Genomic DNA, 13,414 nt, shown 5'->3' with positions numbered 1-13,414 from the left:
CTCGCCAGAGTCGACCCGGTCGCTGGCCCGCAGTCGGCGGCTAGCGGTAGTTTTGGGGACAAGTCAATCCCTTTCGACCCAAGTAGGCCCCAATGCCCTCGATTTTGTGTCGAGGGGTGACTCCAACCCAATCGCGCAAGGCGGCATGGGGTTCGAGCTTCACTTGATCCGCCGAGCCTAAGTCCTTGATTTTTGGACGCCCGTCCGGCTATTCACGAAATCTGTGGATAACTTTGTGGGCAACCCGGTCTGGGCCGCGCAAAGCCCTTGAATTCATGCGCTTTGCCTTGTCTTGCCCGATTTTTCGGCAGGCCGATGCGGCTTATATGAATCAACAACTTAGCGTCGTGTTGCGGTTTTCGGACGGCGCTGCCGCTGGTGCGGCGCAGCATGCGATGCGCTGCGCTCCGCGTCGTTTCGAATGGGGGTAAGTCCGAGCCACCTGGGGAAAATCCGGGGCCCCCAATCCCGCGAACCGAGGCGCCAGGGGCTGCGGCGTGGCCGGTCGCCAGCTTCACGCCACCTAGAATCCGCCGCTTTGCGCCGCCCGCTCCAGCCGACTGCTCCAGCCGCCTGGCAGGGGCCAGGCCAGACCTCTCCCCGCCGCCCCTGCATGACCGCGTCCGCATGACCACCCCACGCATCGACCTCAAGTCCGCCCAGCTGGCCGCGCTCTCCCTGCCGCTGCGCAGCCGCAGCGTGAGTGAGCTGGCCGCGCAACTGCAGCAGCAGTGGGGCGGCGTGGCCCAGGCTTTCGACGGCGAGGCCCTGTGCATCGATGTGAGCGCGCTGCCGCCTGGATCGGCGATGGACTGGGCGGGCCTGCTGCAGACCCTGCGCGCCTGGGCCCTGCGCCCGGTGGCCCTGACCGGCGCCGAGGCGCTGGACAGCGCCGAGCGTGAGGCCGCGCTGGCCCTGGGCTTGGCGATTGGGGATGCGCAGGCCCATGCAAACCTCGCACCGGCGCCGATCACTGCACCCGCGCCAGCCCCGGTTGCGGCAGCGGCCCCCGCGCAGTCCGCCCCGGCCCTGGTGATCGACCGACCGCTGCGCAGCGGCCAGCAGGTCTATGCGCGCGACAGCGACTTGATCGTGCTGGGTCTGGTGAGCCACGGCGCCGAGGTGATTGCCGACGGCCACATCCATGTCTATGGCGCGCTGCGCGGACGCGCCATTGCCGGCGCGCGCGGCTTTGCCGAGGCGCGCATCTTTGCGCACAGCCTGGAGGCCGAGCTGCTTTCGGTGGCCGGCACCTTCCGCACCGCCGAAAAGCCCCTGCCGCCCGAGGTGTTCGCCAAGCCCGCCCAAGTGCGCTTGGATGGCGAACGCCTGGTGATGGAAGCCCTGAAGTTTTGAATCTGAACAAGGATTGAGATCCGCATGACCAAGATCGTCGTCGTCACGTCCGGCAAGGGCGGGGTGGGCAAGACCACCACCAGCGCCAGCTTCGCCACCGGCCTGGCCCTGCGTGGCAAGAAGACTGCAGTGATCGACTTCGACGTCGGCCTGCGCAATCTGGACCTGATCCTGGGCGTCGAGCGCCGCGTGGTCTATGACTTCATCAACGTCATCCAGGACGGTGTGAAGCTCAGCCAGGCGCTGATCAAGGACAAGCAGCACGAGAACCTCTACATCCTGGCCGCCAGCCAGACCCGCGACAAAGACGCGTTGACGCAAGAGGGCGTCAAGCGCGTGCTCGACGAGCTGGCCGAGATGGGCTTTGACTACATCGTCTGCGACTCCCCCGCAGGCATCGAGACCGGCGCCCTGATGGCCATGCACTACGCCGACGAGGCGCTGATCGTGACCAACCCCGAGGTCAGCTCGGTGCGCGACAGCGACCGCATCCTGGGCATGCTGTCCAGCAAGACCCAGCGCGCCATCGACGGCCGCGAGCCGATCAAGGAGCACCTGCTGATCACGCGCTACAACCCGGCGCGGGTGGAAGGCGGGCAGATGCTGAGCCTGGATGACGTGCACGAGATCCTGCGCACGCCGCTGATTGGCGTGATCCCCGAGAGCGAGGCGGTGCTGCAGGCCTCCAACCAGGGCGTGCCGGCCATCCTGATGAAGGGCTCCAACGTCGCCGAGGCCTATATGGACGTGGTGGCGCGTTTCCTGGGCGAGGACAAGCCGATGCGCTTCATCGAGGCCGAGAAGCAGGGCTTCTTCAAGCGCCTGTTCGCGCGCTGAAGTCCCGAGGAGTCGTCATGGGATTCATGTCCTTTTTCCTTGGTGAGAAGAAGCAGACCGCCTCGGTGGCCAAGGAGCGCCTGCAACTGATCCTGGCGCACGAGCGCAGCGGCCGCAATGTGGCCACGCCGGACTACCTGCCCCAGCTCAAGGCCGAGCTGATCGCCGTCATCAGCAAGTATGTGAAGGTCGATCCTTCCCATGTGCTGGTGGAGCGCGAGCAGCAGGACAACCTGGAAGTGCTGGCGGTCAAGATCGAACTGCCGGATAGCAAATAAGGGGCTGCCTTTTTTTGTTGCAGCGCGATGAAAGCGCTGTAACGACAGGCACTTGGCAGCATGGCTCAGGCGCAATTCACGGACTTGTCCACAGGCGGCGGGGATAGTTCGGCGCCTGCGGAGGCGCCGGGCCGCTTCCGTGCCGCCAAAACCCCCTCGGGGGGCGGGGCGTCGCGTAACGGCGCACCGGGGAGCTCCATCCTGCTCGCGCCAATGGAGGGGCTGCTTGACCATCTGCTGCGCGAGGAGCTCACGGCCATCGGCGGCTACGACCGCGCGGTCAGCGAGTTCATCCGTGTCACCGATCAACTGCTGCCCAAGCGCGTGTTCACGCGCATCGTGCCCGAGCTGCTCAACGGCGGCCTGACCCAGGCCGGCACGCCGGTGCGTCCGCAACTGCTGGGCTCTGACCCGCAATGCCTGGCCGAGAACGCCGCCCGCCTGGCCGAGCTGAACCCGGCGGGCATCGACCTGAACTTTGGCTGCCCAGCCAAATGCGTGAACCGTCATCGCGGCGGCGCGGTGCTGCTGGACGAGCCCGAACTGCTGGCGCAGATCGTGGCCGCCGTGCGCCGCGCGGTGCCGGCGCACATTGCGGTGTCGGCCAAGATGCGCCTGGGCAACGAAGAGGCCAGCCGCATGCTGGACTGCGCGCAAGCCCTGGCCGAAAGCGGTGCGGCCGAACTGGTGGTGCACGCCCGCACCAAGCGCCAGGGCTACAAGCCGCCGGCGCATTGGCACGAGATCGCCCGCATCGCCGAAGCCGTGGCTGTTCCGGTGGTGACCAATGGCGAGATCTGGACCGTGCAGGACGCGCTGCAGGCCCGCCGCGAAAGCCACTGCAGCGCGCTGATGCTGGGCCGTGGCGCCGTGGCCGACCCCAGCCTGGCCCTGGCCCTGCGTGCTCACGATCTGGGCCTGCCCGCGTTGCAAGCGCGCTGGGCCGAACTGCCGCCCGCCTTGCTGAGCTATTGGCAGCGCGTGCGCCAGGTGGTCGCCCCTAAGCACCAGGCCGGGCGCGTCAAACAGTGGCTGCATTACCTGCGCCGCTGCCACCCCGAGGCCGAGGCCCTCTACATGGCGCTGCGCACCCTCCACGAGGCCCCGCGCTTCGAGGCCGAGCTGCACGCGGCGCTGCGCTGCCCGGCACCCGAGTTGCAGACCGCCTGAGCCGTCGCGCGCCCAGGGCGCAGGGTGGGGTCGATCCAGGCAGGCGCTGGGCCGTTGCAGCCAACTCAAGCTGTGCGGCGCGCGGGCCGGCCGGTCTGGTGCCCCACCGGTGCGGGAGGCGCACCCAAAGCCTCGGCCAGTCGGTCGAACACGAGCCGGATGCGACGGGCGGTGTGCAGTTCGCGGTGCGTGACCAGCCAAATCGGGAAGCGCACCAAGGGCACCTCGTCGAGCACGCGCACCACGTCCGGGCAGCCTGCCGCCACTTCTTCCATCATGGCGCCAATGCCCAGGCCCTGGCGGACCAAGGCCCAGGCGGTGGAGGAGTTCTCGGCATAGCAACTGAAGACGGGCTCGCTCAGGGGCAGGCCATGGGCCCGCAAGTAGCCGAGATAGTGGCCCTGGCGGTCGGCGCCCACAAAGCGATGGCCGGCGGCTTCGGCTGCCGTGCGTGGGTGACCGTGGCGATGCACCCAGTCTTGCGCGGCATAAAAGCCCGCGCTGGCCTCGCGCAACAGGCGGCCAATCAGTTCGGGTTCGCTGGGCCGCACATGCCGCACGGCAATGTCGGCCTCGCGGCGGCGCAGGTCCGAGAGCGCGTTGGTGGTGACGATCTCGATTCGCAGCCCGGGTGCCTCCTCGTTCAAGGCGCGCAGCACGGGCGGCAGCAGCCAAGCCGCGACCATGTCGCTGGCCGAAATGCTGACCACGCCGTCGATGGCCTGCGCGTGGCCGGTGGCGGCCAGGCTCAGCTCCTCGGCCGCGGCCCCCATATTGCGCGCATGCTCCAGCAGCGCCAGCGCGGCGGCCGTGGGCTTGAGCGACTTGCCGATGCGTTCGAACAAGGCCACGCCCAGGCCTTGTTCGATGGCCGCCACCTGTCGGCTCAGCGTCGGTTGCGAGAGCCCTAACCGGCGCGCGGCTGCCGACATCGACCCTGTCTCGGCGGCGTGGAGGAAGGCGCGTAGCTGATTCCAGTCGATCTGATTCATGCAGAAATGTATGAGCCTTGTGCGAAACGGGGGGCATTGAGTCAATTTTGCATGGATAGCATGGTGACTCCCTGAGCCGCCGGCGCAGGTCCGGGCACCGCACCAACATCTCACCGACTCCTCGATCGCCATGCGCAAGCACCTTGCACCGTTCTTCTCCTCCCGGCAGTTGCTGCCCCGACTGATCCATGGTTCCGCCTTGTGGATGCTCTTGGCATCGCTCACGGCCTGCGGTGGGGGTAACGATGAGGGTGTGGCCTGTACCTTGGAGGTGCGCCCGGCGCTGCGGGTGGAGCCCGTGGATGGGCTCGGTCAGGCCTTGCCCAAGGTGCAGATCAGCTGGCGCGTGAATGGTGGGAGCTGAGGGTTGGCCGTGATTCCTGAAAAATCCGCAGAAATGCCCCTAAGTCATTGTCAGGCAATCAGAATTTGATCTTGTAGTCAATGGGCTCGACCGGCCGAGACAGATCCAGCGTGTAGTCACCATAGCGGTTGATGTGCGCGGTCCGGTACGGCGACAGCGCTTTGAGCACCGGCTCGCCGACTTGGAAGCCCTGGCTCTGGAGCTCCTTGAGCCTGCGTGACATCCATTGCACGTTATGCAGGATGACCATGTTGGCCACCAGCTGGCTGTACTTGATGACCTTGCGCTGCTCGTGACGCAGGTTCTCCGCAATGGTGCCCTCCCCGCCGAAAAACAGCCACTTCACGAAGTTGTTGAATTCCTCGCTCTTGTTGGTCGCGGCGTGGATCGAGCGACGCAACTCCGCATCGTTGATGTAGTTCAGCAGGAACATCGTGCGGATCACCCGCCCGAGCTCCCTGAAGGCGAAGTACAGCTTGTTCTTGCGGCTGAAGGTACCCAGGCGCCGCAGGATCATGGACGGCGTGATCTTGCCCAGCTTGATGGACACGGCCACGCGCTGCATGTCCCGATAGTGCAAGGCCAGCAGATCCCAGTCGATCGTGCCGCGGAACAGGCTTTGAATGTGCTTGTAGGGCACGCCTGGCTCTGCCTTGAAGAAGATCAACTCCTTGATGTTGCGGATGCGGGGCATTAGCTTGATGCCAAGCAAATGCGCCAAGCCGAACACAGGGGCACTCTGGGCCTGGGTGTCGCCGTGCAGCGTGTCCGGCTGAATGTCTGACTCGTTCTTGACCAGGCCGTCAAGGATGTAGACCGCCTCGTAGACGCCGCAAGGGATGAAGTTGCCGAACAGCGCGATGTACATGTCGGAGACGTGGTAATACCCGATACCGCCGTAGCCGCCGTAGCGCAGGTGGTATTCGGACATCAGGTTCTGCTCGTACACATTCCATTTGGTTCCGTCGGCCGAGGCGCTCTTGCCCGTGCCCCAGTACTGCGGCAACGAGAAGCGGTTGTACGAATTGACTACCTTGAAGATCGCCTTGTCCAGGCGCTCTTCGGTGACATGGTGCAAGTTCAGCCACGCCACCTGTTTTCTGGAGAGGCCCTTGACCGACAGGGCCGTCTGGGTCGGACCCAGGTTGCAGCCGTAGCAGAACAAGGTGGTCAGGAACCGCTTGCGCGGGTCGTCGACCTTGCTCTCAAAGCCTGAGAGGGGTCCAAATAGCTTGTGCAAGTCGAGCCAACGCTCCGTTTCCGTCAGCACGTCCAGGATGCTGGTGGTGGCCATCGAGTTCGTGATGGCCTGATCGACCTCAGGCAAACCTTCCGGCGGTGGCATGCGATCGGTGCGCCGGATCAGCAGGCCGGTCTCGGTGATCGCCACGTGTTCGTTGTCCGGGAACTGGTCATCGACCTTTTGCGACAGGTCCAGCAACTGCTGCTTGAGAAGCGCCACCAACGCACTGCCATCGGCCGGCAGGCCCACCATGGCGCTGTAATCCCCTACCTCGGCATCGAACTGCTCCCAGCTCACCAGATGGTCGCGGTAGTCATCGAACTGATCGCTGTTTTGCACATACAGGTCGCCCGACTTCAGCTCCTCCATGACGTGGGAGAACACGCACAGCTCGAGGTACTTCCGGTGAACGAGCCCTGAGGAAGCGTCGCTTCCCTCGATCAGCGCACGCCACTTCTTGTCGGTCAGCCAGTCGAGGTCGACGACACCAAAGCCGGCATCGGCCCGCACATGCTCCTTGTGGCTGGAGCGGTATTGGCTCATCCAGGCGATCGCGCGCAGCAGGCTGTCGTCGGGCGACGAGGACTTCAGCAGCATGGCGTCGAGACACTGGAACAGCAAGGCCCGCTTGCTGCGGTAGGGCTGCAGCATGAACGGGTAGTAGTTGTTCCCAGCGAATGCGATGTGCTCGTCGCAGCGCTCGATCCAGCCCGCAGGGTCTTCGCCCAGCATGCCGCGCATCCTCTGGACGCGCTCGGGATCGCTGCTCTCGTCCTCGAAGGCCGTCAGCATCTCCCGGAACTGCGCGATCAAGGCCTCACCCAGTTCGACATGCTCCAGCTGGTACTGCTTCAGGCGCTCGCGGGCCAGGTTGTGCATGTTGCGGACGGTGCGGATGAAGATCTCCGCGACGTCGTCCACAGCCTTTTGCAACTGGGCCTGAATCAGCAGGACCGCCAGCGCATAGCGCTTGGTGGGCTTGAGGGCCATCATCTCGCGCACATTCAGAGCCCGCGCTTCGAGCACGAACTGGGTACGCTTGGACACGGGGACGTCCTCGGGCTTGGGCAGCGCGTCGGCCAGCCTGCGCATGGCCTCTATGTGTGTCAAATAGCTCGCCACCTCTCGCACGGTGGGCTGTTTGGGCTCGCGCTTGAGCTGCTCCCACTGACTGCGGCCGGCACGCGTGGTGAACAGATGGTCGATCTGGCCGCGCTGCTGGTCGTTGAGCGAGGCGTCAATCCGGCGCTGGATTTCCCCATTGACCTTGGTTCGACCACGAGCCGCGGCGCGCGACAAGGTGACGAAGCCGGGTAGCTCGTAGCGATGGTGAAGCAGCTCTTCCAACAACACATTGATGATGTCCGGCAATTCCTGCTTGGTCTGAGCCGCCTTGATGGCTTGCTCCTCCAGCCAGTCATGCCCATCAGTCCCCAGCACACGCAGCCCAACGTATTCGCGAAGCAGGCGCTGGTGGATCGACTTGCTGCCGGACTCGTCATAGGATTTCAACGCGGCGGAAGACAAGACCGGGATGCGCAGGCGCCGGCAGACATGCCCAACGATCACCGCGGGCACGTCGATCATCATGGTGAAGTAACCCAGGCGCTGCAGCGCCTTGAGCTGGATAGCAATCAGGGCCTGCGTGGTGACGCGCCGGTACGCTTCGGCGATAAATCGTCGCTCCTGCGGCGTGGGTGTGAACAGCGCCAGAAGGTCCTTCTCGGCGAAGTCGGCACGCAGCTGCGGATAGGCAGTTTCATGGATGCTGCTCATCGGGCCTGATCCTTGGTCGGGTCGGCTTTGTGCCGAATTCCAGGTGGATCTTGGCCCCGGGACTGCCCGCCTCAATCCGTCATGGCGACGGATGGTATTCAGAATCAGCGGCGCCTCAGCGTGACAGGCGGCCTAGCAAGAAGGCGAAGCTCTGAACAACGCTGCGGGCCAAAGGTCTGGCTGTCCGCATGCCCCTGGTCTCCAGTTGTCAGTGCTGCTTCACAGATTCGATCGTGGCCCGGACATGATGATGGCCATGCCCAGCAGGCTGACGGCGACGCCGACCCAGTCGGTAGTTGTCGGCCGGACTTTGTCGACCAGCATTAGCCAGACGATGGCGACGCCGACGTAGACACCGCCGTAGGCGGCGTAGACCCGCCCTGCGGCCGTGGGGTGCAGCGACAGCAGCCAGGCGAACAGCGCGAGGCTGAACGCCGCCGGCAAAAGCAGCCAGGCGGACCGATCCTGCTTCAGCCAAAGGTAAGGCAAGTAACAGCCGACGATCTCGGCGATCGCCGTAGCGACGAAGAGGGAAAAAGTCTTCAGAAGATCCATGCCGGAAAGGTCGAAGCCCCTTGACGGTCAAATCCGAGCTGCATGTCACCCAGGACCACGAGAGCGAATAGTTCCGCGCGAATGCGTGTGCGACAGATGGTTGCCCGAGGCATGAGGCGCCGCTCCATCACCTTGCCGAAGCCCTTCAAGAATGCCGCAGGCCTTGGCACTCTGAGGGTTGGTGCAGCGCGCCCTCAAAGCCTGCAACTCCCCCCGCAATGCCTTGAGCTCCTTGAGCCGGACGCTGACATGCTCGATGTGCTCATCCAGTAGATCATTCACCTCGCCACATCCGGCGTCCGGGTCGTCCCGGATGCGGAGTAGTTCTCGCACCTCATCCAGGCTCATGTCCAGCGACCGACAGCGCCTGATCAGAGCCAGCCGTTCTACATGGCCAGGCCCATAGCGGCGGTAGTTCGAGTCGGTGCGCGGCGCCGCGGGAAGCAGGCCTTCGCGCTCGTAGTAGCGGATCGTTTCCGTCTGGGTCTGGGTGGCCTTGGCCAGTTCGCCAATCTTCATACTATCTCCTGCAGGTCTTGACTTTGTACCTGGTTCAAGGTTTTCAATGCCGGCATTCGACCAGAAAGCCCACCATGACCCAGTTCAAGCGCGCCGACGTCATAGATCAGCCATCGCTCCTGAAGCGCACGCCACTGCTGGACTTCGAACACACCGGCATCGTCCAACTGATCGCGGACCGCGGCTGGAGCGAGCTGCCACTGCTGGAGCGCGTCGGTGCAGCCTACGAGTTCGTGCGCAGCGATATCCGCTTCGGCTACAACGCTCGAGATGAGTTGCCCGCATCGCGCGTTCTCGCCGATGGTTACGGTCAGTGCAACACCAAGTCCACCCTGCTGATGGCCTTGTTGCGTGCGCTGGGCGTGCCCTGCCGCCTGCATGGCTTCACCATCAACAAGCAGTTGCAGCGCGGCGCCATCCCGCCGTGGGCCTACCCGCTCACGCCGCAGCGCATCCTGCACAGCTGGGTCGAGGTCTGGGTTGACGGACGCTGGATCGAGCTGGAGGGCTTCATCCTCGATCAGCCCTACCTCAGCGCACTGCAGCAACGCTTCCCGACGGCGCAGCGCTTCTGCGGCTACGGCGTCGCAACGACAAACCTGCAGCAGCCCGAGGTCGCCTGGAGTGGTCGCTCAACCTATATCCAGCGAGAGGGCATTGCGGAGGACTTCGGGCTGTTTGACGACCCGGACGCCTTCTACAAGGCTCGCGGTGTCAATCTCCCGCCGCTCAAACAGTGGTTGTTCGAGCACCACGTGCGCCATCAAATGAATGAGCGCGTTGAGACCATTCGCCAATTCCAACCCGAGCGGAGCTCCTCCAGCGGCGTCGCCGTCGGTGGGCCGCGCTGAGTCTTGGATAAATCACTCTGGTTAGACTGTCGTCATGAATCGCTGGTTGCTCATCTTGCTGATCGCCCTGCTGCCGATCCAGTTCAGCTGGGCAGCCATCGGCGCTTATTGCGGTGATGAGCACGAATCGTTCGATGAGCATGTGCTGCATTCCAAGACACATGCCCAGAGCGATGTGACGACGGCCGACGAGTCGGAGCCTGACTCGAGGATCATTTTCGAAGCGGGATACGACGCTGATTGCGGCAACCACTGCCATGGGCACTTGACCCCCATTCCAGTGGCAACTGTCAGTCTCGTTGCCGACGGAGCAGACACGCGCTGGATCGATGAACACGTCGCGCGGCGTTTGCTGCTGATCCAACCCAGGCCCGAGCGGCCTCAGTGGCAAACCCTCGCCTGATCGGCGAGGGACCTTTCTCTTAACGACACGCCAGGCGACGAGCCGGGCGCTCACGGCAACTGCCGTGACGGTCTCTGCGCCGATCTCCCCGTGGTTCTTTCCCACTTCGGAGCATCGGATGTCTCGGTCTATTCAAAGTCGACCGCCTGCGCGCTTGATCCTGGCAGCCATAGCTGTCCTCGCGTTGGCTTTCGGAGGCGCGCCCAGTCGCGCCCAAACCTCGGCGACGGCTTCGTCGCCCCTCACGCTTCAGCAGGCCTTTGTTCAAGCCTGGGAGCGGCAACCAGAAGCCCGCGCTCTAGCGCAGCGGCGCGATGCCAGCCAAGCCCTCAGGCAGGCTGCGCAGGCCTGGACGCCAGAGCCTGCGGCGCTGGAGGCCTCGGTCCGCAGCGATCGGTTCAACGCCCGCCAGGATGCTCGCGAGCTGGAGTTTGGTGTCGCCGTGCCGCTATGGCTGCCTGGCGAGCGCCGGCGCACGCAGGATCTCGCCGACGCGTTGGCCCGGGGCACGGACGCCCAGGCCCTGCTCGCGCAATGGCACCTGGCACAGATTCTGCGCGATGCTTGGTGGACCCTGCGCCGCGACCAGGAAGAGTTGGCCGCAGCGGATACCCGCTGGCAGGCCAGTCAGCGCCTGTCGGCCGACGTCGCCCGTCGCGTCAAGGCCGGCGAGCTGTCCAAGGCCGACCAGCACCAGGCAGACGGCGCGGCAGCCACCGCACAAGGGGAGTACGCGCAGCTGCGGGCAAAGGCCCTGGCGAGCGAGCAGTCCTTGCGCGCTCTTCTTGGCGTGGCGCTGGATGCACCGCTGCAGGTGGCGGAGGACGCTGAGGCCGAGCCCGCGTCTGACGCCGCTGGCCTACCTCATCCGCAACTGCAGTCCCTACAAGCCAAGTCATTGGCGGCCAAGAGCGCGGCAGCTCTCGCTCGGGTGCAATCGCGAGGCAATCCTGAGCTGACGCTGCTGCAAACCCGCGAGCGAGCTGCACGCGGGGAGGCGAACAGCGGGTCGGTAACCATCGGCCTGCGCTTCCCACTCGGCAGCAGCGACAAGCATCGTGCCGCGATCGCCAATGCAGGTGCAGAGCAGATCGAAGCCGAAGTGGCTGCAGAGCGCGAGCAGGAGCGCCTGCAGGCCTCCGTGCGCAGTGCCCGAGCTGCCCTGAGCGCAGCGCGCACGGTCCTGGCCACATCCAGTGAGCGCGCCCGCCTTGCCGAGGAAAGCCGCAGCTTCTTCGACAAATCGTTCCGACTGGGCGAAACCGATCTGCCCACCCGACTGCGCGTCGAGCTCGAAGCCGCCACGGCCCAGCGCGAGCAGGCCCGCGCCCGGATCGAAGTCCATCACGCAATCGCCACCCTGCGCCAGGCCTTGGGCCTGCTGCCAGGTCAGCCCTAAGCCCTAGCGATTCATCTCATGAAACTCAAACATCTCCTCCCCGCGCTGCTGTTTGGCAGTGCCTTGCTTGGTCCCGTGTGGGCCGGTCCCGGCCACGACCACGGCGATGAGGCACCAACGGCCAGCGGCCCGTCGCTGCCACGCTTCGTCGCCCAGTCCGATAGCTTCGAGCTCGTCGGTGTTCTCGATGGCAAAACCATCACCCTCTACCTGGACCAAGCAGCCAGCAATGTGCCGGTCACCAAGGCCCAACTGGAGATCGAATTCGCCGGCACCAAGCTGCAGGCAGTCGCCCAGCCAGACGGCAGCTTCCGCGTTGAACTGCCGCAAGCGCCAAAGCCCGGCGTGATACCCATCACCGCAACGGTGAGCACCGAGAGCGATGCCGACCTGCTTGCCGGCGAGCTGGATTTGCATGGCGAGGCTGGTGAGGAGCCCCATGTCCATCGCCGCAACTGGGTGGCTCTTGCACCTGCAATCGTTGCTGGCCCCGTCGTGTTCGGCGCTGTCGTCCTTTGGAGCCGCCGCAAGAAGAAGTCTCAGTTTGGGAAAGCAGCATGAAGAACTCGCCGAAACGAATCGCAAGCCTGCTGGCCTCGGCCATCGCGCTCTCCCTCGCTCCGGCTTGGGCTGGCCCTGGACATGACCACGGCGATGAAGCCGCGCCGGTGACGGCCGGTGGGCCGCAGCGGCAGCCCGATGGCTCGGTCTTCCTGCCCAAGCCGGCGCAGCGCCAGATGGGTGTGCGCACCCAGCCGGTCAGCAAGGCCGCACTGCCACGCGCCTTCGAGTTGCAGGGTATGGTCATCATGGATCCCAATGCCGGCGGCAAGGTGCAGGCGACGCAGGCCGGCCGCCTGCTGGCGCCGCCCAATGGTCTGCCAGCCCTCGGGCAAAGGGTCAGTCGCGGTCAGGTACTGGCCTATGTGGAGCCGGTTGCCGGCGCGCTGGAACGCTCGGGCCAGGCCGCGCAGATCGCCGAGCTTCGCGCCAGCCTCGGCCTGGCCGAGAAGCGCCTGGCTCGCCTGCAGGAGCTGTCCGACACGGTGCCGCGTCGTGAGATCGAGGCGGCCCAGAGCGAGCTGGCCAGCCACCGCGAGCGCATCAAGGCATTGGGTGCCGGTCTCAGCGGCCGCGAAGCGCTGGTTTCGCCGGTCGCCGGTGTCATCGCATCCGCCAATGCGCTGGCCGGCCAGGTCGTCGATGCGCGCGACCTAGTGATCGAGGTGGTCGACCCTAAGCGGCTGCGGGTCGAGGCGCTAGCCTACGACACTGAGCTGGCGCGAGATGTCGGCAAGGCCTACTTGGCCGGCAGCGGCCAGCGGCAAGCGCTGAGCTTCCTGGGTGCTGCTGGCAGCCTGCGCGACCAAGCCCTGCCGCTGCAGTTTGCACTGGTGGACAGCAAGATGCAGTTGGCGGTGGGCCAGCCCACCAAGGTCGTGGTGCAGACCCGAAGCAGCGTCGAAGCGCTGGCGGTTCCCGCCGCTGCACTGGCCAAGAACCCAGCCAACCAGACCATCGTCTGGGTCAAGGCGGCCCCGGAGCGCTTCGTTCCCAAGGTAGTGCAGGCCACGCCGCTGGATGGCAGCAGCGTTGCCGTCACCCATGGACTGCAGGACGGCGAGTTGGTGGTCGTTGAGGGCGCGACCCTCGTCAACCAGATCCGCTGAG

At 65.2% G+C, this 13,414-nt stretch carries 15 protein-coding genes; 10 read left to right on the top strand and 5 right to left on the bottom strand.

The window, feature by feature from the left end; translation table 11 throughout:
* Nucleotides 1–212 precede the first annotated feature (212 nt).
* On the bottom strand, nucleotides 213–392 hold the full coding sequence (locus tag FF090_RS19260; protein WP_175423615.1) for a hypothetical protein: 180 nt from the start codon (nucleotides 390–392) through the stop codon (nucleotides 213–215).
* 235 nt (nucleotides 393–627) lie between these two features.
* Between FF090_RS19260 and minC the strand changes: the two genes are divergently transcribed.
* The 4 genes from minC to FF090_RS10475 all read left to right on the top strand — a co-directional run bounded on the left by minC (nucleotide 628) and on the right by FF090_RS10475 (nucleotide 3,641).
* The gene (gene minC, locus FF090_RS10490; protein WP_138856678.1) at nucleotides 628–1,356 is read left to right on the top strand and encodes a septum site-determining protein MinC; all 729 of its coding nucleotides are present in this window, start codon (nucleotides 628–630) and stop codon (nucleotides 1,354–1,356) included.
* A 24-nt stretch (nucleotides 1,357–1,380) separates the two neighbouring features.
* Entirely contained in the window at nucleotides 1,381–2,193 is an 813-nt protein-coding gene (minD, locus tag FF090_RS10485) for a septum site-determining protein MinD (protein ID WP_138856677.1), read from the top strand.
* Between the two features lie 17 nt (nucleotides 2,194–2,210).
* Complete coding sequence (gene minE, locus FF090_RS10480) at nucleotides 2,211–2,471, top strand: cell division topological specificity factor MinE (protein WP_138856676.1); 261 nt, start codon at nucleotides 2,211–2,213, stop codon at nucleotides 2,469–2,471.
* Between the two features lie 213 nt (nucleotides 2,472–2,684).
* Nucleotides 2,685–3,641, top strand: coding sequence for a tRNA dihydrouridine synthase (locus FF090_RS10475; RefSeq protein WP_138856675.1), 957 nt, complete (start codon nucleotides 2,685–2,687; stop codon nucleotides 3,639–3,641).
* Nucleotides 3,642–3,706: 65 nt separating this feature from the next.
* Here the strand turns inward: FF090_RS10475 and FF090_RS10470 are convergent, their stop codons facing one another.
* The gene (locus FF090_RS10470) at nucleotides 3,707–4,633 is read right to left on the bottom strand and encodes a LysR family transcriptional regulator (RefSeq protein ID WP_138856674.1); all 927 of its coding nucleotides are present in this window, start codon (nucleotides 4,631–4,633) and stop codon (nucleotides 3,707–3,709) included.
* 130 nt (nucleotides 4,634–4,763) lie between these two features.
* On the opposite strand from FF090_RS10470, the gene FF090_RS10465 reads away from it, so the two are divergent.
* The gene (locus FF090_RS10465) at nucleotides 4,764–4,997 is read left to right on the top strand and encodes a hypothetical protein (protein ID WP_138856673.1); all 234 of its coding nucleotides are present in this window, start codon (nucleotides 4,764–4,766) and stop codon (nucleotides 4,995–4,997) included.
* Between the two features lie 58 nt (nucleotides 4,998–5,055).
* On the opposite strand, the gene FF090_RS10460 is transcribed toward FF090_RS10465, so the two are convergent.
* The 3 genes from FF090_RS10460 to cadR form a co-directional block, all read right to left on the bottom strand.
* Complete coding sequence (locus FF090_RS10460; protein ID WP_138856672.1) at nucleotides 5,056–8,016, bottom strand: Tn3 family transposase; 2,961 nt, start codon at nucleotides 8,014–8,016, stop codon at nucleotides 5,056–5,058.
* A gap of 219 nt (nucleotides 8,017–8,235) precedes the next feature.
* Nucleotides 8,236–8,571 carry a YnfA family protein gene (locus FF090_RS10455; protein WP_138856671.1) on the bottom strand — a complete coding sequence of 112 codons (336 nt, stop codon included), beginning with the start codon at nucleotides 8,569–8,571 and terminating at the stop codon, nucleotides 8,236–8,238.
* A gap of 45 nt (nucleotides 8,572–8,616) precedes the next feature.
* Entirely contained in the window at nucleotides 8,617–9,090 is a 474-nt protein-coding gene (gene cadR / locus FF090_RS10450; RefSeq protein WP_138856670.1) for a Cd(II)/Pb(II)-responsive transcriptional regulator, read from the bottom strand.
* A gap of 74 nt (nucleotides 9,091–9,164) precedes the next feature.
* Here cadR and FF090_RS10445 point away from each other — a divergent pair, with 74 nt between their 5' ends.
* From FF090_RS10445 to FF090_RS10425, 5 genes are all read left to right on the top strand, one after another.
* Complete coding sequence (locus FF090_RS10445; protein WP_138856669.1) at nucleotides 9,165–9,941, top strand: transglutaminase-like domain-containing protein; 777 nt, start codon at nucleotides 9,165–9,167, stop codon at nucleotides 9,939–9,941.
* Between the two features lie 34 nt (nucleotides 9,942–9,975).
* Nucleotides 9,976–10,344: a hypothetical protein gene (locus tag FF090_RS10440; protein WP_138856668.1), complete on the top strand. Its 369-nt coding sequence runs from the start codon at nucleotides 9,976–9,978 to the stop codon at nucleotides 10,342–10,344.
* Nucleotides 10,345–10,528: 184 nt separating this feature from the next.
* A complete protein-coding gene (locus FF090_RS10435) occupies nucleotides 10,529–11,743 on the top strand; it encodes a TolC family protein (protein ID WP_246071383.1) in 1,215 nt (404 codons plus the stop codon).
* Nucleotides 11,744–11,761: 18 nt separating this feature from the next.
* A complete protein-coding gene (locus FF090_RS10430; RefSeq protein WP_138856667.1) occupies nucleotides 11,762–12,304 on the top strand; it encodes a hypothetical protein in 543 nt (180 codons plus the stop codon).
* Nucleotides 12,301–13,413 carry an efflux RND transporter periplasmic adaptor subunit gene (locus FF090_RS10425; RefSeq protein WP_138856666.1) on the top strand — a complete coding sequence of 371 codons (1,113 nt, stop codon included), beginning with the start codon at nucleotides 12,301–12,303 and terminating at the stop codon, nucleotides 13,411–13,413. The genes FF090_RS10430 and FF090_RS10425 overlap by 4 nt, the downstream gene beginning before the upstream one ends.
* The last annotated feature ends 1 nt before the right edge of the window (nucleotide 13,414 follow it).

Source organism: Inhella inkyongensis, from assembly GCF_005952805.1.
Taxonomy (GTDB): Bacteria; Pseudomonadota; Gammaproteobacteria; order Burkholderiales; family Burkholderiaceae_C; genus Inhella; species Inhella inkyongensis.
This window is presented reverse-complemented; position numbering and strand designations above follow the sequence as displayed.